Origin of the sequence: Nitrospirillum iridis (assembly GCF_014205765.1) — a bacterium.
GTDB classification, from domain to species: domain Bacteria; phylum Pseudomonadota; class Alphaproteobacteria; order Azospirillales; family Azospirillaceae; genus Nitrospirillum; species Nitrospirillum iridis.
On sequence record NZ_JACIIZ010000013.1, the window covers coordinates 182,021 to 202,238 of the forward strand.

Here is a 20,218-nt window from a genome sequence, read left to right on the forward strand (position 1 = left end):
GCGATGCGCGTACTGGTCCTGGGCGGCACGACGGAGGCGCGGGAACTGGCCGGCCTGCTGGCGGCGGACGGCCGTTTCCAGGCCACCCTGTCGCTGGCCGGCCGCACGCGCGACCCGGCGGCCCAGCCCCTGCCCACCCGTGTGGGCGGCTTCGGCGGCGTTCCTGGCCTGGTGGACCATCTGCACGCGGAGGGCATCCAGGCCGTCATCGACGCCACCCATCCCTTCGCCAGCCAGATCAGCGCCCATGCGGAGGCCGCCTGTGCTGCCACCGGCATACCCCTGGCCGTGCTGACCCGCCGGCCGTGGACGGCGGGCGCGGGCGATAACTGGCGCCTGGTGGCGGACATGGACACCGCCGCGACCGCGCTCGCCGGCCTGCCCGACACCGTTTTCCTGACGGTGGGGCGGCAGGAACTTGAGCCTTTCCTGGACCTTGACCGTCGCTTCCTGGTGCGGGCGGTGGACCCGCCGGACGCCTTGCCCGCCGGGGCGGTCCTGGTGCTGGACCGGGGCCCCTACACCCTGGCGGGGGAGATGGAGCTGATGCGCGCCCATGGCATCTGCACCCTGGTCACCAAGAACAGCGGCGGCGACGCCACGGCGGCCAAGCTGGCGGCCGCGAGGGCGCTCAAGCTGCCGGTGGTTATGGTCGACCGTCCGCCCGCCGGATCGGCGCCCCGCCTTTACACCGCTCCTGAGGCTATCGCCTGGCTGGCCACTCACGGCGCGTCCGCCTCCGCTGCCAAAGGGGCGTAGCCGCGCGGCGTGTAGACCCAGACGTCGCCCTGGGTGCCCTTGGGCAAAAGCCGGGTCTGGCTGGACCCGATCAGCACCAGGGTGCGCATGTCGGCCGCGGCCGGGTCGCAATCCGCCAGGGTGGTGATCGTCACGTCCTCATCCACGCGGCCCACGGCGCGGGCCAGCACCACCGGCGTCGTTGGCGCCTTCAGGGTGCGCAGGCTGTCCAGCGCCGCCCCCAGCTGCCAGGGCCGGGCCTTGGAGATGGGGTTGTACAGGGCGATGACGAAGTCGGCCTCCGCCGCCAGGCGCAGGCGCTTCAACACCAGTTCCCAGGGCTTCAGATTGTCCGACAGCGACAGGACGCAGAAATCATGGCCCAGCGGCGCGCCGACGCGGGCGGCGGCGGCCAGCATGGCGGAGACGCCGGGGCAGACCCGCACCGGCACGTCCGTCCAGGCGGGGTTGTCGCCGCTTTCCAGCGCCTCGAACAGGGCGGACGCCATGGCGAAGACACCGGGGTCGCCGCCCGACACCAGCGCCACCCGGCACCCCGCCGCCGCCAGATCCAGCGCCAGACGGGCGCGCGACAGCTCCACCCGGTTGTCGGAGCCGTGGCGGCGATGGGTGCCTTGGGGAATGCGGTCGAGATAGGGGCCGTAGCCCACCAGGTCGGTGGCTTGGGCCAACACCTCCGCCACCTCCGGCGTCAGCCAGCGGTCGGGGCCGGGCCCCAGGCCCACCACGGTCAGGCTGCCGGTCATTCGGCGGCCCCCGGCGCGCCGACACCCTGGGCGGCGGTCAGCACGTCGCCGCGCTTGCCCTGGCCGGGGATGAGGATCATGGCGAAGTAGGGGGCGACGTCCGGCGCCTCGGCCAGGGGATGCACCCGCTGCGCCTCCGTCGTGCCGCGCTCCACGTACCAGGCGCGGCCGGTCAGGCCCAGGGATTCGATCACGCGACGCACCTTGGGCAGATTGCCGCCCAGCTTCATCACCGCCGCCGCGTCGGCCCGCGACAGGGCGGCGGCCAGCGACGCCTCGTCCAGCGTGCCGGGGATGACCGACAGCACGTCATCGCGGATGGTCAGCGGCAGGGGCAGTTGGGCGGCACATCCCAGCAGTGAGGGCACACCCGGCACCACCTCCACCCGGAAGCGGGGGGCCAGGCGCAGATGCAGGTGCATGTAAGAGCCGTAGAAGAACGGATCCCCCTCGTTCAGCACCGCCACGGACTTGCCGGCCGTCAGCAGGGCCGCCAGCCGTGCGGCCGAATCATCGAAAAAGCCCTCGATGGCGGCGGCGTAGGCGGCGCTGTCCGGCGGCAGCTCGGTGGTGACGGGATAGACCATCGGCACCTCCTCATGGGTGCCGTCCAGGTGGGCCGCCGCGATGCGCCGGGCCTGGCCCGGGCCGCCGCGCTTGGCGAAATAGGCCACCACCGGGCAGGCGCGCAGCAGCCGCACGGCCTTCAGGGTCATCAGTTCCGGGTCGCCGGGACCGGTGCCGATGCCGTACAGCGTGCCAGGGGGCAGGGTGCCGGGGGGGAGGGTACCAGGGGTCACGTTCGTCATGGCGCTCACTCCCGGTCCGAGGCCAGGGCGTTGACCGCCGCCGCCGCCATGGCGCTGCCGCCCCGCCGCCCGGCCACGGCCAGATAGGGGAGGCCCCAGGGATTGGCGGCCAGGGCGTCCTTGCTTTCGGCCGCACCGACGAAACCCACGGGGAAGCCCAGGATGGCGGCGGGCCGAGGGGCGCCGGCCGCGATCATCTCCAGCAACTGGAACAGGGCCGTGGGCGCGTTGCCGATGGCCACCACGGCGCCGCCCAAGTGCGGCCGCCACAGTTCCAGCGCGGCGGCGGAGCGGGTGGTGCCCAGCTCCTGCGCCAGGGCGGGGACGCCCGGGTCGGTCAGGGTGCAGATCACGGCGTTGTTGGCCGGCAGGCGGGCGCGGGTGACGCCATGCGCCACCATCTGGGCGTCGCACAGGATGGGCGCGCCGGCGCGCAGGGCGGCGCGGGCCGATGCCCCCACATCGGCGGAGAACAGCAGATGGTCGGATGTTTCCACCAATCCCGCCGCATGGATGATGCGCACGGCCACGGCGCGCAGATCCTCCGGCAGGTGATCCAGCCGCGCCTCCGCCCGGATGATGGCGAAGGACCGGGCATAGATGGCCGCCCCGTCGCGGATATAGTCGTAGCGGTGGGGTGTTTCCTCGGGACGGGACTCAGGACTGGGCACGGGAACTTTCCTCTGTGCTACGACGCGATGCTTCGACCAGGGGGACCAGGGACGCCGGACCGCCCAGCCGGGTGATGAAAGCCGCCAGATCCTCTCCCGGCCGCCGCTGCCCGGTATAGACAGCTTCCAGCGCCGCCACCAGGGATGTTGCATGGACGGGCGTCACCTCGCGCCACTGCGCGTCGCCACCAGCTGGTGCCAGCAGGCCCAGGTCATAACCATCGCCCTGCGCCGTCAGGGTGACGGGCGTGGGGGCGGGATGGGCGCAGCCCTTGGCGCAGGCCGAGACATGGAGGTGCCCCTGCGCCAGCAGGCGGGGGGCGACGGCGGCCAGCGCCAGGGCGTCGCCGCGCGCGTCGCACAGCCCCGAATCACAAGCGCCGCGTCCACTGCAGGCGGAGAGGGCCAGGCGGGGGTCTTCGGGCGCCAGAACGCCACCCAGGGAACGCACCGCCGCCGCATCCACCGCATGCCCTTCCAACAGCAGGGCGCGCCAGGGGGTCAGGCGCAGGGCGGGGGCCAGCGCGCCCAAGGCGGTGAGGGTGTCGGCGTGCAGCCCGCCGAAAGGAAAGGCCACGCCCAGCCAGCCGTCCCGCCGGCCCAACAGGCGATGGGGTGCCGGGCCGGGGAAGGAGATGTCGGTGGGTAGGGGGGGTAGGGGCACCCTTGCGGAAAGCGCCGCCGTTCCGCCCGCCGCCACCAGGGCCGCCATGCGCTTGTGACGCCCGGCGGAGAGAACCCGGAAGGCGCGGGCCAGCGCCAGGGCGGTATCGACCACGGCACCCGGCGCGCAGCTGCCCAGTCCCTCCGCGTCCCCCTGATCGCCGCCCACCGCCACACGGAACAGACCGGTTTCGGGCAGGGCGTCGAAGCGGATGTCGCCCACGGCATCGGCCAAGGGCGCCTGGCCGCCGCCGTTCAGGACGAAGCCGAACTTGGCCGGCAAGGTCCACAGGTCGGGACTGGAAGCCAGGGCGGCATCCAGCGCGAGGGCCAAGGGGCGTACGGGGGCGCATGCCGGGTCCAGGCCGCAGGTGGGGCTGCACAGCACGTTGCGCACCCGCTCCGCCTCCGGGTCGCCGTTGACCAGGCCCAGGTCGCGCAGGGCGTCGGTCAGGGCGGGCAGCGCCGCTTCGGTCACGCCCCGGATTTGCAGGTTGGCCCGCTGGCTCAAATCCACCAGGCCGTTGCCATGCCGCCGCGCCAGCTCGGCGACGGCCAGGGCCTGGGCGGCCGGCAGGGTATGGCCGGGCAGGCGCAGGCGCACCAGCAGGCCGTCGGCCACGGCCATGGGCACCAGGGCTCCGGGGCAGGCGCCCCTGACGCGCGGCGGATTGGGCACCGTGGTCATCATGCCAGTTCCTCCCGCAGGCGGGTCAGGTCGTCGGGCGTGGAGTTGCGTCGGGGGTGCCATAGGCCGCGCCGCAAGGCCTCCGCCAGCCGGTCCAGGATCTGGCGGGCGGCGTCCGGGTTGCTGTCGGCCAGCCAGGCCCAGGTTTCCGCATCGGCGACATAGGCGTCGTACAGGCTGTCCACCTGGTGCGACCGCACCGCGCCAGCCAGGGCGGCCAGATCCACCGCGCCGTCCACCGTCCTCGCCAGGTTGGCGGCCCCGCTGTGGCCGTGGCGGCGTTGCCCCGCGATCCAGCGCGGGTTGACGGCGCGGCCCCGCACGACGCGGGCCGCCTCCTCCGCCAGGGTGCGGGGGACGATGCGCTCCGGCTCGGCACTGTCGACATGATAGAGGATGGGCGTGCCGCCCAGCAGGCCGGCGGCGGCGGCGAACCCACCCTCGAACTGGGTCATGCCGTCATTATCCAGCACGTCGGTCTCGCGCTGGTCCTGAATGTGGACCAGGGCGTCGGCCAGGCCCACGCGGCGGCGGAACAGGGCGGGCAGGGCGACGCCGTCCAGGTCCGGGCCATAGGCGTGGCAGCCGCTGTCGAGATAGGCCGCCCCCAGCTGGTCGCGGACCTGCCAGTCGCCGGTGGTCAACCGTTGTGTCAGGCCGGTGCCATAGCCGCCGGGGGCGGCGCCGAAGATGCGGGCGGTGGCCTGGCGCGTGGCGGTTTCCGCCGCCAGGCCGCTGGCCACCAGGGCGGTGCGGTCGGCCCGCGCGGCTGCGGCCAGTGGGTTGACGTCGTCCGCCTCGTCCAGCCCGGCCACTTTGCGCGCCGCCTGGTCGAACAAGGCCAACTGGGTGGGGAACATGTCGCGGAACAGGCCGGAGATGCGCAAGGTCACGTCGACGCGCGGCCGGCCCAGCACTGTGGCCGGCAGCACCTCCATGCCCGTGACCCGGCCGCTGCCCGCCTCCCAAAGCGGGCGCACGCCCATCAGGGCCAGGGCCTGGGCCAATTCCTCGCCACCGGTGCGCAAGGTCGGGCTGCCCCAGCAATCGACGACCAACTGGCGTGGCCAGTCGCCCTGGTCCTGCAGATGGCGGGTCAGCACGGCGTCCGCCCCCTTCCAGCCCAGGGCCCAGGCGCTGGGCGTGGGGACGGCGCGGGGGTCGATGGCATAGAGGTTGCGGCCGGTGGGCAGCACGTCGGCCCGGCCGCGCGCTGGCGATCCGCCGGGGCCGGGGGCGACGAAGCGGCCGTCCAGCCCGGCCAGCAGGGCTGCCATTTCCGCCGGGCCGCTGGCGGCGAGGGGCGGCGCCACCTCGGCATGCAGGGCGGCAAGGCCCAACGTCGTTTTAGTCCATTCCGGATCCGGAACAATATGGCCCGCCACCAGATCGCGCGCCAGCCCGTCCAGCGCCGCCCGCACCCGGCCGCAGGTGGGGGGCACCCCCACCTGCGCCGCCAGCAGGGGCGGCAGGGGGTGGGACCAGGGGGCGGCGGCGTCACCGCCGAACAGCTCTTCCAGTGTGCCGGTCAGGCCCAAATCGCGGGCCAGGGCCTCGGGCTGCGATGGTTGGGCCCGGCGGGGGAAACGGCCGATGGCGGCCAGGAAGGCGGCCTGGGCGGCGGGGTCTGGCGCCGCCCCGAAGACATGCAGGCCGTCGCGGATCTGCATTTCCTTGATATCGCAGAGATGGGCGTCCAGCCGGGCCAGCGACTCCTCGCCCTCCAGGTCCTCCGGTAGGTTCAGGTCGCGGGTCACGCCGGCCTGCCAGGCCAAGTCGCGGATGCGGTCGCGCAGGGTGGGCAGGCGGCGCGGGTCCAGGCTCTGCGCCTGGGCGTATTCGTCCAGCGCCTGCTCCAGGGCCGCCAGGTCGCCATGCAGACCGGCCGGCGCCGGCGGCGGCGGCAGGTGGCCGACCAGCACGGCCCCCAGGCGGCGGCGGGCCTGCACGCCTTCGCCCGGATTGGTGGCGATATAGGGGTACAGCACCGGCAGGGGGCCGGCCAGCCGCTCCGGCCAGCAGTCGGCGGACAGGGCCACGGCCTTGCCCGGCAACCATTCCAAGGTGCCGTGGGCGCCCACCTGCACCAGGGCATGGACATCCACGACATGGCGCAGCCACAGGTGGAAGGCGGCGTAGCCATGGCTGGGCGGGGTGTCGGGGTCGTGGTGCGCGGCGCTGTCGAGGGCGCCATGCCCCCGGCTGGGCTGCACCGCCACCAGCAGGTTGCCGCAGGCCAGCACGCGGAACCGCAGGACATCGCCATGGGCCAGCGGGTCGGCGGCGGGCGGGCCCCAGCGATCACTGATGGCGGCCAGCGCCGCCGGCCCCATCAGCAGAGTGTAGTCGGCCAGGCTCAGGCTCGGCGCGTCGTGGGCGGGATGGCGCAGTGTGGCCATCAGCGCGGCGCCATCGGCGGGCAGGCCGGGCGCGTGATACCCGGTGCCGGCCAGGGCGCGCAGCATGGCCAGCGTGCTGGCCGGCGTGTCCAGGCCCAGGGCCAGGCCTGTGCCGCCACGGGCGGGGTAGTCGGACAGCACCAGGGCCACGCGCCGTTCCCCCCTGGGCGTGGCTGCCAGGCGTGCCCAGGCGGCGGCCTTGTCGGCCAGGGCATCCACCCGGTCGGCGCGGGGGCGGCTGATCATGGGGGCATATTCCAGGGCCGGGTCCCAGTCGGCCGCCGCCTTGAAGGCGATGGCCGGGCCGGCCAGGCGGCCGTCCATTTCCGGCAGCACGATGTTCATGGCGAGATCGGCGGGGCCCAGGCCGGCGCGGGCCTTCTCCCACAGGGCCTCCGTGCTGGTGGACAGCACGGCTTGCAGCACGGGCACGTCGGCAGCATCCAGGGGGGAGGCGTCGGTGGCCCCCTGGCGGGCGGAAAAGGCGGTGGCGTTCAGCACGACGGCCGGCCGCAGGGCGGCCAATTCCTCCGCCAACCAGGATGCCGCCGCCGCCTCCTTCAGGCTGGCCGCGTAAAAGAGGTGGGGCACCAGGCCGCGTCGGGCCAGGGCGTCGGCCAGCGCGTGCAACGCCGCCAGGTTCCCCGCCTGCAGGTGGGAGCGGTAGAAGACCAGGGCGGCTGGCGGCCCCGCCGCCGGCAGGGCGGGACGCCAGCCGTCATGTCGGCCATGGCGGGGCAGGGGCGCCGGCTCCCCCGCCGCCAAATCGGCCGGTGGCTGGCGGCCCAGCAACCGGGCGGCTTGGGCCAGCAGGCGGGCCATGTTCTCCGGCCCGCCCTCCACGAAACAGCGCCACAGGCGGTGGGCGACGGGCATTTCCAGCGTGCAGGCGGCATCCAGCCCGGGATCGGCCTTGGCCTCGCCCGGCAGGACCGCCAGGGCGATACCCCGGGCCCGGCAGGTCTCCGCCACCTGTTCCAGGCCATAGCGCCAGTAGGCGGTGCCGCCGTTCAGGCGCATCACCACCAGCCTGGCTTTCGCCACCACCGCCTCGACATAAAGGTCGACGGACAGGGGATGGCCCAGGCGCGACAGGTTGGCCAGGCGCAGGGTGGGCCGCCAGGCGACCTCACCCACCGCGTGATACGCGGCGGCCACCGCCGACAGGTCGCTGTCGGAAAAGGACAGCAGCACGACCTCCGCCGGCGTCTGCCCCAGATCCTCCGCCTGGGGTGACGCCAACAGATCCTCGGCCTGGGTGGGCAGCAGGTGCATGGGGCGTCAGCCCGCCAACGCCGCCTCGATGGCCGCCCGGTCCAGGCCGGTTTCGCCGATGACCACCAGGCGGCCGCGACGCGCCTCGCCCGGGGCCCACAGCCGGTCATAGCTGGTCTGTATGCGGCCGCCCACGCCCTGGACCAGCAGGCGCATGGGCTTGCCCGGCACGTCGATGAAACCCTTCAGGCGCAGGATGCCGAAGCGCTGCGCCAGGTCGCCCAGGCGGCGGGCCAGGGCCTCGGGGTCGGGCTGGGCGGCGACGTCGGCGACGAAGCTGGTGAAGTCGTCATGGTCGTGATCCTCCTCGCCATCATGGTGACTGACGCGGGCGTCCAGGTCGGCCTCGGCCGCGGCCGACAGGCCCAGCAGCACGTTCGGGTCGACATCGCCGTGGGCCACGCGCACCAGGGGCGGGGCCGTGGGGCGCAAGGCGCGCACGGTCGCGGCCACGGCCGCCATGCCGGCCTCATCCACCAGGTCGGTCTTGCTGACCAGGATCAGGTCGGCGCACAGCACCTGATCCTCGAACACCTCCTGCACCGGGGTCTCATGCTCCACCGTGCCGTCGCCGGCGTCCATGGCGGCCTTCTGGCGGGCCAGGGCCTCGGCGTCCGGGGCGAAGCGGCCGTCGGCCACCGCGTCGGCGGCCACCACGGCCACCACGCCGTCCACCGTTACCCGCGACCGCACGGCCGGCCAGGTGAAGGCGCGCACCAGGGGCTTGGGCAGGGCCAGCCCGCTGGTCTCGATGACGATGTGGTCCGGCGGGTCGGCGCGGTTCAGCAACGATTCCAGGGCTGGCACGAAATCATCGGCGACGGTGCAGCACAGGCAGCCGTTGGCCAGCTCGATCACCCGGTCCTCCGGGCAGGTCTCATCGCCACAGCCCTTGAGCACGGCGCCGTCCACGCCGACATCACCGAACTCGTTGATGATCAGGGCCAGGCGGCGACCGCCGGGGTTGCGCAGCAGGCCGCGGATCAGGGTGGTCTTGCCGGCGCCCAGGAAGCCGGTGATGACCGTGGCCGGGATTTTGGCGGTGGGGGTGGGCATGGGATCGCTTTCAGGACTGTAGGGGGCAGGACAGGGCGTCGCGCCCGGCAGGCGCGTTGGCCGCCGCCGCCGCAGGTGCGGGGCGGGGCCGGTCTGGGCCGAAGACGTTTGGAGCGCATGCGCGCGGGGGCGGGCAGGCCATGGCGAAATTTCCCTCTCTCCGCCATCCCCGGCGGACCAGACGTGGACCTCGCGACGGCAGGTCTCCTGGCTTGCGGCTTTTGGTTCTGACCAGCCTTCCCGGCCGGACCCCGGGGTCCAACGCCAGTGGCGTTCACCAACAGTCCTGATGCGGGGACTGTCGGCGGATCCAAACTCACCGCGCACAGTTGCGGGGGCAGCTCCGGCCTTGAACCGGATTCCCTATTATCCCCGGCCGCCGATGAGCGACCAGGGCACCGTCGCCCGGCGACAGTGCGCTGTGTGGAAGTGGCGATCAATGGTTTTGTCGGACGGATGGCGGGGGATTTTTGCGCTGGTGGCGTAGCGGGGATTTCGTGGACCGCTGGACAATTGGAATACGCTCAGTCTGGAGGTGATGCCTCCGACGACCCAACAGCATAGCGTTTCTATGAAATAAGGGTGGATTGGCGCGCCACGGGTGTTGTGAAAAGATGTGCGTCCGATGGGCGGGGGCTTTAAAGTATGCCTTTATCGGCCATCAACCCTGGGGAATATTTCCCCTTTTTGAGAAAACAAATTCGTTTGGCTGATTGCTGCTGGAGATCGTGAGTTATGTCTTATTTCGAAATGATATCCGAGAAGACTGGTAGTATTTTTTCTAAAATCCGCACTATATCATCTTTATTGATGGCGCGTGATGTGATCGGATATATTATGTTAATTTCCCTTTTAATATATCCAATGCAAGGACACGCACAAAATAAATCTTATGCCAACGATTCATATAATGATCTTGTCAAGGCCTTCTGGCGAGGGTCTGCGACTGGCGGACGTTTTGTTAATTTGCAACAAGAAAGAGTAAAGGCAAATTCTGATGAAGAAGGACTGAAGTTCATGCCGGGGAGCTTATGGCAGTACTCAATGGCAGCGAATGTGATATACAGCTATTGGAAAGAAACGGGTTCCGTCGACGCCGCCGACAGGATGAAGGCATGGTGGACCAAGGTTCAATCTGAAATCACGTTGGAAGATTTGGGTAAATGCGGCGTTGGAACGGTCAACACTGCCAGTGATGATTCGGCGTGGGATATCCTGTTCTTTCTTGAGGTCTATGAAGTTACAAAAGATCCGAAAGCGTTAAAAACGGCGAAGGGATTACTGGATTGTGCCTGGAATCGGTGGTCTGATCACGGAGATGCGGGCTGTATCGGTACGGGTGCTGCGGTCGGTTCGGGCATTTGGTATTCGGATAAATGTGACGTGAAGTCCAGTTATCAGAATGCCTACACGCTTGGCGCCTACTGGTATTATCAAATTTCTCATGACTCACTGTATCGAACCAGATCTATTAAATTAGACGATTGGGTCTCCGAAAATCTTTTGCGCAATGGCCAGATTGTCCAGGGGAAGAGATTTCCAGACGATGGTTTGTATTGGGCTGATATGAAAAATAACGGAGAAATCAATGGAGTGGAGCGCCCCTATCAAATAAAGCCACTTTCGAGCGTTGTTCTCCTCGCTGGTGATATGGCTCAGGCGGTCTTGGATGCCCGACTGTATACTGAAACTCATGATCCGATTTATCTTGCCAGGCTTCAGAAGACCGCCCGCGGAATCCAAACGTATCATAGGGCGGAAAACGCCGTGGTTGTATCAAACCGGGATACCCGGGTGGATGGTATGTTCGCGTTTCTTTATGCCAAGGAAGTGGTGCCGCTGCTAAGGGATCACATGTCGTTTGATGCCAATGCCATTAGGATGCTGGCAGAGTCGATTCACGCTAAGGACCGTCTTTCGGATGGTACCTATTCCGGATCGTGGACCGGCCCCGCGGATGGCCAGGACCCGTGGTGCATCAGCCCGCATCCTACCTGCCCACGGCAAATCGAAGTCAGTGCCAACGCGGCGATCTGGGGCTTGGCCGCTGCAGCCCTCCATTGAGCCGGCTGCGGGACGCATCGTCACGAGGCGAAGGGCAGACGCAGCGCGATGGGCGTCTTACCGGCCGGCAGAAGGGCCAGATATGCCCGGAGAGCGCTGCCGGGGCCCCGAATCAGGTTGATTTGGAAGCCACAGTCCGGATCGCAGCCAATCAATACTTCCGCGACATCTTGGCGGGGTAGGGAGGGCTGGCTAAATCCGATGCAACCAGAATCATCGAACACCATTACCAACAAGGCAACGTTCGGCACAGCACGAACAGCTGCCCAGCCAACGCACTGATGGACATCCCCGGTCTGGGAAACCTTTTCAACCAGGCCCGTCAATCCCGACGTGCCATAAAAGGAAACGGCCTGTTCGGCTTTCAGCTCGACTTCCAATGTCTTAGGGCAGGACATTACCGCCGCGGAGGCCCGATAGAATGTCTGGGCCATTTGTTCCAAGCGTGCGGCCGTATTCACTGGACGGAAATCAACCGGCAGGCCCAGAAGGACCATTAGTGCCGCCGTCGCTTCCGTGCCCTTGTCGACATCGCCGGACTGACGCGGTTGCATTTGGGCGACCCGTCGTTTCAGGCTGGCGACGTGCTGCTTCAATTCGCCGTTCTCGGCCGCTATTATAGCATACTGCTGTCGCCAGCTGTCGGCTTCGGTGCGGGCGTCATTCAATGTCGCCATCAGGGTGCCGGCCCCAAGTGCGGCTAGCGCGGTTTGCAGTTCTTCCGCTCGTCGGGCTTCGGCCTCGTGCTTCCGCTTAGCGGCCTCGAGCCGTTGATTGAGTTCGGCTACCTCCAATGTCAAGTTGTTGGCGACTTCGTCAACCCTGCGGAAATTATCCAGTAGGTTGCGGATTTGCTGGTCCTGGAATCCTGCTTCCGAAGAAGGGATGGGGGGGGCATTTCCTGTGCTGCCCGTTACCGCATCCATGGGCTTGTCCAAGGGCGGACGGCCTGGGGGTGATGGCTGTGAGCCTGTAGGCAGGACATGAGCCACGGCTTTTGCGTGCGTGGCTTTCGGGAATGGTGCGCCGGCTGCATCTGCGGCGGCGCTTTTCGAAGGCCCTTCCTTCGCCTGATTGGTGCCGGCGGTTTTCACGACGGGTTCCCTATATGATGTGTTCGATCGTGGTCGAGCGATGGGGTCATGATGACGGAGCCCGCGCCTGTAAGGCGGCGGGGGTTGGTCAGCGCCGCAATGTAGCGGTAGACCTGGGCCGGATATATTCCGCGCATGCAGTCGTGGTTGCGACCGCATAAGTGGACGTCGTCGAGATAGCAGGGAGCACACGCGACACGCTTGACGATGCTGACACCCATGGCATTGAACGGCGACCAGGTAACAGGATCGACGAATCCCGATTGCACAGCCACTGTGGGAATGCCGGTGGAAGCCGCGATATGCTTGGGGCCACTATCCGAGCCCACGAAGCAGTCGGCGCCACCAATGTAAGATACCAAGTCAGGTAGCGTAAATTCCCCGATGCGGTCTTTCACTCCGGCTGCCACTAGATCCTGTACCAGCGAGGGATAGGCCAGCCGTTCCGCCGGCGTACCAATCATTTCCACGGTCATTCCCGCATCCATCATCAACTGGACCAAACCGGCCCAGTGAAGAGGCGGCCACATTTTGATGTCGTTGCCGGCGAAGGGATGCAAAACGATCAAGGGGACGACGCGGCGGGTGGCTGACGCGGGGGAAGTCGCCTGCCAGAAAGAGAGCGGCGCGGTATCCTCCGTAGGAAAAGCCAGCTCCAGCGCCGCGACCAACCGTTGCATTTGAGTGGCGCCATTGGCGCTTTTGCGCCATTGCGGAATATTTCCCTCCCACTCCAGCGACACATCCAGCCACGGAAAGTTCACCCCTTGGGAAAAGCCGGCACGGATGGACGTTGTAACGTGCTTTAGAAGAAAGCGTGTGTCGCCATCGGCCCGGAAGTCCACGGCAAGATCGTACGACCGGTGCTGCAGCACGGCCTGCAACTGTCCCGGCGCATCTTCGGAGCTAACGGCCCGCCCGTCCCCGGACCGGGCCGCGTAAAGGTTAAAAACGTGCACGATGTCGAAAAGACCGGTCTGAGACGCAAGTTCTTGGTTCCAGCTTCCTACCACCACCTCGATGATGGCTTTCGGGAAGACGGCGCGCAGGTGACGGAAAGCCGGTAAAGTTAGAACGAAGTCACCCACGTGATCCAGGCGCAATAGCAACACGCGCCGCACTTCGCTCCGTTGCCCGACAATGCCCGCACGCCAGATTGGCTCGACCGGCTCTGGATTCATCCGATAAACCCCGCTCTCTTGGTCCAGATCGGGGTGCCTGTATGTGTCACCGGCGGCATGGCGTGTCTGCCAACGGGCCCAGTACAAGGGCTCCATCTCCTTTTCCGCGAGTTCCGCCCGCGAGGTCTTCTCATGGTGGATGAGATTGGCTTGCGGCACCACCGCGACCTGGTAGCCGATCTCGCGTAGGCGCGTATGGAAATCAAGGTCATTGAAGGTCAGGGCCAGGCCTTCCTCAAATCCCTCCAAGGCGAGGAATAGCTCGCGGGGAACGGCGATGGCGGCGCCCAATAGCGAGGTGCAGTTATGGGGCACCTGGTTGAGCCCTCCCGCCAAGGGGCGATCCGCGTCGCTGAACGCGAAATCGTTGCAGGCCCAACCTGCGCGACCTATCAGGGATACGCCGGCCGATTGCACCATCTCTCCGCCCGGCAGCAGAAGGCGGGGCCCCACAGCACCCACCGTGGGCAAATTGAGATAGCCGAGCAGCTGCTCGATCCAATTTTCATCGACGACTTCGACATCATCGTTCAGAAACAGAAAGACACGACCGCTCGCCAAGGCTGCCGCCATGTTGTTGAAACGCGACCAGTTGAACGGCCCGATGACGGGGATGACGATGTCTGCCAACCGCCGCAGCCGGCCTTTGGCGGCCAAGGTCTCGGGAGCAAGATCAATATGGTCCAGCACTATGATTTGAATGGTTTTATAGCTTGTACGGTGCCGCAGATCCTCGAGGCATTTGAACACCCGGTCCCGGGTGCCCTTGGTCGGTATGATGATGGATACCAAGGGCGGTGATGTGGACAGGTCGGCTTCCAGGCGCCACTGCGTGGCGTCGCGCGGGTCGGTGGGCGGCAGGAACGCTCCAAAACGGGGGGAGATATGAGCCAGGATAGAGGCCCTAGCCTCCGCCTCGAGGGGCGACAGTTGGTTCAGTGGGCATGCATAGCGCGCCGCGGAGAGTGTCTCGGCCACATGGCGGCAAGATTGAGGCTGGTGGTAGAACGCGCTCAGCACGTGGCTGGCGACAAACAGGTCCACGTCGACGGCGCTGAGGGCGGCTAAGGTGGCATCGGTCAATCGCGCGGCCCAGCCCCGGCCCGCGAAGTTCAAATGGAAAAGGGTGATGAAAGGTGCGCCAGGCGTTTTGCGCAGCACGCTGGATTCCCCCAAGATCACCGCTCGCTCGTCCCAATAAAGCAGCGTTGTCTCAGCGGTGGCGTGGGTCGCGAGAACCGCGGGTGCGATGCTGTCCAGCGTGTCTCCAGGCTTGAGGAAGGTGACGAAACGCGCGCCGTGTCGATCTGCCGTGAGCTTCGCGAGCAGGGACCGCAAATGAGAGGTGCCCTCGTAAGCCGTTTCGTGATCAACCAGTTCGTGATGGGCGGGCGCCGGCCCGCTCGTGGTGTTCCCGGCCGGCACCAGGATGTGTATGCGCCAACCTTCCCGGGATGCCTGGCGTAGCGAGGTCAGGGTGGCTGCCAGGGGCGCAATGCCGCCTGCCGTGTCGGAGCTAGGCTCCCCCGTCTCCTCACAGATGACTACGACCCAGAGAACCTCGGCCGTCTTCTGGTCGTGGTCACCGCAAAGATTGGCCGCGGCCAAGTCCCAGAACCGGCGCTGGGGGTAACTATGAGACCGTGAGGCATCGCTGTTCCCCGGAGCAGGTTGGGCTCTTATTTTATAATTATATTCGAGAGTATGCCCGGTCTGCAATTCCACCAGGAACTTCAGATCCATGTCGCCTTCGGGCAGTTGGGGAATGAATAGGGAAAATCCGGTATTCAGACCGTTGGGGTTGGCGCGCCTCAAGGTCAGCACGTCGGCACGGGGAATACCGAATTGCACCGGCAGCACGGTGCCGTCACCTAACCGGGCTGAAATGGCACGGATGGCTTCCTGGGCTACGGCCCAGCCCAAGAAATGGAGGTTGACGGTATCGGTCAGCAATCGCCCCCCATCAAAGCGGGCGTTATCCAGGTGCAGTTCCCCGTTGGGCAAACCCTTGGCCAAGGTGACCGCGGTTTCCTGCACCACGCGCCCGGAGCGCTGCATACGGAACGAAAGCACCGCTCCTTCCCGGGCTTCGGGTGGTATGCCAGCCAGATTGACCTGGACCTTAAAGCCCGAGATGAGGGCGTTGGGCCAATTCGGGAAAGCGGCTTGTACGTCCTTGCGCTCTTCGCTCGGCCGGATGGACGTCAGGAGATTGCCATCATAGAAGACATCGAATGAATGCGTATCGTCCGGCAGGACGACCCAGCCGTTGAAGGTCGCCACCTCGCCATAATAGGCAGCGCGGCCCTGCTGATCCGGACGGTGCTCCAGTGAAAATTTCCCGGACCGCTCCAGCGGATTGCCATTAATGTCAGCCACTTTTAACTATAACTCCACCGGCACTGCCAAAAATGATGAGCTTTAATCCCGACAGCTTGTTTCCATCGTTCCTGCACTGAAGCAGCCTTGTTATCGCCACGTCAGAAAGGTGGAGACGAAAAAGTGCTTTTCGCAAGAGGATCATCAAATACATCATAAATGCCGGAAAGGATCCGCACCAGCAAATAGCAAAGCTCCGACGCGGCTTCAGGCTTACTAACACCCCAACCTTCGCTGCTCCTTCCGGCCATCACTTCCCCGGCGGGAAAGGCTTGATCGAGCACGTGTGGGGGATTGTGGCACCTCACGCGAGCCATTGTGACATTGGACTTGCCCAGCCCGATGAAGCGCTCGAACTTGACGGTTAAGATATTGAAGTCGCGAATGCCCGAACCCGGGCTGTAGCCTGCTGCGTTTAATTGGAACCACAGCCGGCTATAGCTCAGTCTATCCGCGAGCAGCTTAACGCCCAAAGGCGATTCCACCTTTGGGCGCTCCGCTCTAGCGTTTTCCACGCCTACACGGGCGCCGTGTCCGCCGTGAGCCGTTTGGGGCCCCGCCTGGGTGCGCCGGGCGGCGATTGGATCCATGTGCAAGGGTTTCCAATCACCTGAAAGTGCCACGAAACGGCTCTGATCTTCGTTGTGGAAGACGTGCTGGCCAAATCTCGGCAATCATCCGCGTTCCGTCTGTCATCGCCGACCGCGAGGCGACTTAGATAGGCCGGCACGAGGCTGGTCGGTTGCGTCAACGGTTAAGCCCCAGGCCGGTACCCCGCCCAAAACCTGATCGCCTCATTTGGAAATAACAGCGTCTCAACATGGGTATTGCCAGAATTGCAGTTCCCGGATGGTGCAGAGAAATTGGGCGCGATTTGAGTCATTGGCGGGAGACACACGTATACGCAACCTCAAGCCGGGTCGGTGAACTCTCACCGGGAACAGAACGGTCTTTTCCTGTCCCCCCTCCAATCGCTCCTCAAAGATCACCTGGTCGCGGTTCGTCAGAGACACCGAGAAGTCGGCCGGTGCTCCTTCGAAACGAATTCGAAGGAAGACGAAGAATGTGTCGCACGAGGATATGGGCAGTCCGATATCAGCCAGACGGCCTTTATCCTGTCCTCCCGCCGCCATATCCACACCATCGATCCGCAAGCCTTCGGATCCGAACAACACCTTCGTCGCCGGGTAGCTTGGACCATAGTCGTCGAAAACGAACTGTCGCCCCCGTTGGAACCTGGGGTCGGAAGCGGTGTTAGATGGACGGAACCCTTCCCATCGGTTTTCAAAAGCTTTGCTTACCCCGGAAGTACTGAAAGTGAGCGGCGCCTGACGATGTACCGGGTGGAGTTGCGCGGCCTCTTCAGCTGGAAGGGCCCAGAAGAGATGGTGCTTCTTGATGCCCTCGGTCTGCAGCCACTTGGCGAAACGCCGGCGGAAAAGGTCAACCTTACCCTTGGCCAAAGGTTCGGCGAGTTCTGGATAGTACCGGACCGCCGCCATCTCCAGCACGCTGAACCTGGATGAGCCAAACGTCCTTTTGGGCTCGGCGATGTCTTGTATGAAGGTGACACTGAGGAAGGGCCAGAGCTGAAAGTCCCTGATGCCATCCATGACCAGCCAAAAAAGGCCGTCTTCCCAGTCCGCAGCGCACCTAATCTGGCGGTCATGGCGTGCAACGAAGTTGGACACCATGATGCCGGCCAATAAATAACTTAATTTGAGTTCCGCCCCGGGGACCATGACGACATAAGAGCTTGCCACGTCCCTGAATCCCGGCAGTGTGATATTGTCGGTCTGTCCCAGCTCCTGAAGGAGATCCCCGTAAAAGGCCCCCAACTTGCTGGCGATCGCCAGTGACGCATTGAATGGTCGCCCCGCGCGATTGTGCGAGTGCAACAATGGCATTGTGGCCGAGAGGTCCTCAAGGAGGCGAGCGATGTTGACCGGGCAATTTTCCGAAGATCTGTTCTTGCCGTCCGCCATGACAGTATAACTCTCACAAATTATAGTGGAGGGACATTCTGCTAGTTTTGAAATATTTAACCATTATTGCAATGTCATTGCTGCGGGCGGAAAGTCAGAATGACAGAGTTATCCCCTTTTTTACTGTTCTTTTTTCCCATCGTGTCCTCAGAGACGGTAAAATAATAACGCAAGCCAATGGCGCGATCTTGGGCCGCCTCGAGCGCGCCCACCGCCTGCTCACGCCAATTCGTGTCCGGAGGCAGGACAATATGAACTTGGCCAGGATCCTTCACGCATCGTAGCGCCTCCTCTATGGTCGGCCACAGATCATCGGCAAGGCTGTCCGCATGGATGGCGACCCAATCGAGGCTGTCCGAATTGCGTGGTATATACAGCCCACCATGGGGGCGGATATCACATTCATCGGCCAGATTACCGCGAACGTCGTTGAAAATCTCAACAGGAACATAAAGCGATGTGCGTGGCGGCAGCGGCAAATGTTTACGGATGTCGTCTACTGATTGCAATGACGCGATCACCACCCCCCCGTTTCCGGAAGACCGCCGCCAAGTGTCCCGCAGAGAATCCAGCTTGGCATCCGACTGCACAAGCGACAGCGATCGTAGGGGTTGGATGAGGCGCAGCGCCGTATCAACAATCCGTTCGGCCGAATGGGAAGTCATGCATTCGTTGGTCTCGTTACCACGCACGCATCGGGAAGACCAATCGTTCGCCAACCACCAGCAGTTATTGCAGATAGTGGCTTCGATGTTCTCATTCTGGGGGTAACCGAAAAACGGCGCGGGTGTGGGGCCGAAGGCCACAACGCTCACTGTGTGCATGGCGCGCGCCATATGGACCAGGCCACCCTCTGTGTCGATATGGACATCCGCGTGCTTCAGCACATAGGCCGCGCCATTCAGGTCGAGCTTGCCACGAAGGTCAACGTCAACACCGCTAACGAGATGCTCGTGCTCCTCTCCAAGCTGCACGACGGTGTAGTTCGCCTGTCGCAGCAGACCGCAAATCAAGCCCCAGGTTGAGTTCGGGAGGTTTTTGGTCTGAATACCGTTCCCGTCAGACATCTTCTTGTCAGCGCCGTGGTGGATCGTGATATATCTTTTACCAAGAAGATCCTGAATTAGCGGCTCATCGCATTGATTGACAAAAAAGTCGAGTTCGGAATAACGATCGACCTCGATATTTCCGGTATAGCCCATGATGTCATATTTGCTCATCCCGCGGGCTGTCACTTCATTACTGAATGCGTTGTTCAGGTGGGGCCAACGATACCGTATATAACGCTGCCATTCCGCAGCGCGATAACTGGCCTGGCGAACGAAATCGAGCGGCGCCCGTGACTTGGGCGGCATGGTGTAGTTAACGACATACCGCACATCCACCACCAAGTCGAAAATATCAAGGGAGTGGACGGTCGCCAGCAACGTCGTCATGGCCTTGTAATCAAGGCTGATCGCGTCGGTGACGAACGGATTGTTCTTGAAGATTTCCTTTATCTTGGAGTTGGCATGCCCCAGGAACAGGTTCGCCTGAGGGAACATCACTCCCAACGCCCGGACGACGGCGCTGAGATATAGCGCGTCACCGATCCCACCCGACCCAACGATCATGATCGTCAGCCCGTCACCCACGCCGTCATGGGGGAACAGGCCGAACAAGCCGCCCTCAATACCCAGGCTGGACAGGACCGTCAGCCAACGGTCACGCCGCGCCGTCGCGCTCAGCGTATCCGTCCAGATTTCCAGGTGGTCCTTGTTTTGGTAGACGAACGGAGCCTGACTCTGAATCTGGACCTGACGCTCGGTGTCCCGCTTGAACATCGTCAGTTCATCAGACAGCCGGTCACGGTGCGCCGAAATCTGTCTTTCCCGCTGTTCAAGTTCATCCACGCGCGCCAAGGCTGAGAGGAGCGCCTGCTCCAGATACCGGCTGCGGGCGCGATCCACCTGTGAGGCGTTCTGAAGCTTGGTGACCGCCTCGGAATTGCTTCTGGGAAGGGGCGACTCCACCGGCTGTGACGGGGGCGCGACGATGTCGGCGAAAACGCACTGAACCTTAGTCAACACCTCAAGCATACCGCCAGGAAGCTCGACGGTGATCTCCAGCTCATGATTGAGACCGTCGTTTACATCTCGGGAAAGATTCAGGGTGAAACCATAATTGCCATCACCGAAACCCGCGTCCTCGACATCCCGCCGCGACTCATCGGCGGTGCTGGATGCGAGCAATTTAGTACCCTCGTATGCCCCAACTCTGAGGCGGACCGTAGGGTCTCCAGGCATGTAAACCCAGCCTAATATTGTGCCGTCGCTGGAACAGCGATCGATACAGCCGTGTATGCTTTTATAGGGAAACGCCTGATCATCCACCGACGAAGCGCCCAACAATTCATTGATATCGTCCGCTATATTGCCCACAATATTTCCCTTATAAGTTTAAGCCTCGA

At 64.8% G+C, this 20,218-nt stretch carries 13 protein-coding genes and 1 riboswitch; of the genes, 2 read left to right on the forward strand and 11 right to left on the reverse strand.

The features are described from left to right. Nucleotides 1-3: 3 nt before the first annotated feature. Nucleotides 4-759, forward strand: coding sequence for a cobalt-precorrin-6A reductase (locus FHS74_RS21695; protein ID WP_184805050.1), 756 nt, complete (start codon nucleotides 4-6; stop codon nucleotides 757-759). On the opposite strand, the gene cobJ is transcribed toward FHS74_RS21695, so the two are convergent. The 6 genes from cobJ to cobW are packed head-to-tail and all read right to left on the reverse strand — an operon-like array spanning nucleotide 723 to nucleotide 9,066. Further along, nucleotides 723-1,505: a precorrin-3B C(17)-methyltransferase gene (cobJ, locus tag FHS74_RS21700; protein ID WP_184805053.1), complete on the reverse strand. Its 783-nt coding sequence runs from the start codon at nucleotides 1,503-1,505 to the stop codon at nucleotides 723-725. The genes FHS74_RS21695 and cobJ overlap by 37 nt on opposite strands. Next, a complete protein-coding gene (locus FHS74_RS21705) occupies nucleotides 1,502-2,314 on the reverse strand; it encodes a precorrin-2 C(20)-methyltransferase (RefSeq protein ID WP_184805056.1) in 813 nt (270 codons plus the stop codon). Before FHS74_RS21705 ends, cobJ begins: the two co-directional genes overlap by 4 nt. A gap of 5 nt (nucleotides 2,315-2,319) precedes the next feature. Further along, on the reverse strand, nucleotides 2,320-2,985 hold the full coding sequence (locus FHS74_RS21710; RefSeq protein ID WP_184805191.1) for a precorrin-8X methylmutase: 666 nt from the start codon (nucleotides 2,983-2,985) through the stop codon (nucleotides 2,320-2,322). After that, a complete protein-coding gene (cobG, locus tag FHS74_RS21715; RefSeq protein ID WP_184805059.1) occupies nucleotides 2,972-4,339 on the reverse strand; it encodes a precorrin-3B synthase in 1,368 nt (455 codons plus the stop codon). The genes FHS74_RS21710 and cobG overlap by 14 nt, the downstream gene beginning before the upstream one ends. Further along, nucleotides 4,336-8,010 carry a cobaltochelatase subunit CobN gene (gene cobN, locus FHS74_RS21720; protein ID WP_184805062.1) on the reverse strand — a complete coding sequence of 1,225 codons (3,675 nt, stop codon included), beginning with the start codon at nucleotides 8,008-8,010 and terminating at the stop codon, nucleotides 4,336-4,338. Before cobN ends, cobG begins: the two co-directional genes overlap by 4 nt. 6 nt (nucleotides 8,011-8,016) lie before the next feature. Further along, a complete protein-coding gene (cobW, locus tag FHS74_RS21725; protein ID WP_184805065.1) occupies nucleotides 8,017-9,066 on the reverse strand; it encodes a cobalamin biosynthesis protein CobW in 1,050 nt (349 codons plus the stop codon). A gap of 180 nt (nucleotides 9,067-9,246) precedes the next feature. Next, nucleotides 9,247-9,484: riboswitch (cobalamin riboswitch) on the reverse strand. Nucleotides 9,485-9,801: 317 nt separating this feature from the next. Here cobW and FHS74_RS21730 point away from each other — a divergent pair. Beyond that, nucleotides 9,802-11,130: a hypothetical protein gene (locus FHS74_RS21730; protein ID WP_184805068.1), complete on the forward strand. Its 1,329-nt coding sequence runs from the start codon at nucleotides 9,802-9,804 to the stop codon at nucleotides 11,128-11,130. A gap of 20 nt (nucleotides 11,131-11,150) precedes the next feature. Here FHS74_RS21730 and FHS74_RS21735 read toward each other — a convergent pair whose 3' ends face one another. From FHS74_RS21735 to FHS74_RS21755, 5 genes are all read right to left on the reverse strand, one after another. Next, the gene (locus FHS74_RS21735; RefSeq protein ID WP_184805071.1) at nucleotides 11,151-12,056 is read right to left on the reverse strand and encodes a hypothetical protein; all 906 of its coding nucleotides are present in this window, start codon (nucleotides 12,054-12,056) and stop codon (nucleotides 11,151-11,153) included. A gap of 164 nt (nucleotides 12,057-12,220) precedes the next feature. Then, nucleotides 12,221-15,784, reverse strand: a complete 3,564-nt coding sequence (locus tag FHS74_RS21740; RefSeq protein WP_184805074.1) for a glycosyltransferase family 9 protein — start codon at nucleotides 15,782-15,784, stop codon at nucleotides 12,221-12,223. Nucleotides 15,785-15,885: 101 nt separating this feature from the next. Further along, a complete protein-coding gene (locus FHS74_RS21745; RefSeq protein ID WP_246463277.1) occupies nucleotides 15,886-16,374 on the reverse strand; it encodes a hypothetical protein in 489 nt (162 codons plus the stop codon). 225 nt (nucleotides 16,375-16,599) lie between these two features. Further along, on the reverse strand, nucleotides 16,600-17,769 hold the full coding sequence (locus FHS74_RS21750; RefSeq protein ID WP_184805080.1) for a hypothetical protein: 1,170 nt from the start codon (nucleotides 17,767-17,769) through the stop codon (nucleotides 16,600-16,602). A 74-nt stretch (nucleotides 17,770-17,843) separates the two neighbouring features. Further along, complete coding sequence (locus tag FHS74_RS21755; protein ID WP_184805083.1) at nucleotides 17,844-20,000, reverse strand: glycosyltransferase family 9 protein; 2,157 nt, start codon at nucleotides 19,998-20,000, stop codon at nucleotides 17,844-17,846. Between the last annotated feature and the right edge of the window lie 218 nt (nucleotides 20,001-20,218).

Excerpts from the sequence above, each read along its gene's own strand:
- FHS74_RS21695 (WP_184805050.1), top strand. The coding sequence starts at position 4 with ATGCGCGTACTGGTCCTGGGCGGCACGACGGAGGCGCGGGAACTGGCC.
- cobJ (WP_184805053.1), bottom strand. The coding sequence starts at position 1,505 with ATGACCGGCAGCCTGACCGTGGTGGGCCTGGGGCCCGGCCCCGACCGC.
- FHS74_RS21705 (WP_184805056.1), bottom strand. The coding sequence starts at position 2,314 with ATGACGAACGTGACCCCTGGTACCCTCCCCCCCGGCACCCTGCCCCCT.
- cobG (WP_184805059.1), bottom strand. The coding sequence starts at position 4,339 with ATGATGACCACGGTGCCCAATCCGCCGCGCGTCAGGGGCGCCTGCCCC.
- cobN (WP_184805062.1), bottom strand. The coding sequence starts at position 8,010 with ATGCACCTGCTGCCCACCCAGGCCGAGGATCTGTTGGCGTCACCCCAG.
- cobW (WP_184805065.1), bottom strand. The coding sequence starts at position 9,066 with ATGCCCACCCCCACCGCCAAAATCCCGGCCACGGTCATCACCGGCTTC.
- FHS74_RS21730 (WP_184805068.1), top strand. The coding sequence starts at position 9,802 with ATGTCTTATTTCGAAATGATATCCGAGAAGACTGGTAGTATTTTTTCT.
- FHS74_RS21735 (WP_184805071.1), bottom strand. The coding sequence starts at position 12,056 with ATGGATGCGGTAACGGGCAGCACAGGAAATGCCCCCCCCATCCCTTCT.
- FHS74_RS21745 (WP_246463277.1), bottom strand. The coding sequence starts at position 16,374 with ATGGATCCAATCGCCGCCCGGCGCACCCAGGCGGGGCCCCAAACGGCT.
- FHS74_RS21750 (WP_184805080.1), bottom strand. The coding sequence starts at position 17,769 with ATGGCGGACGGCAAGAACAGATCTTCGGAAAATTGCCCGGTCAACATC.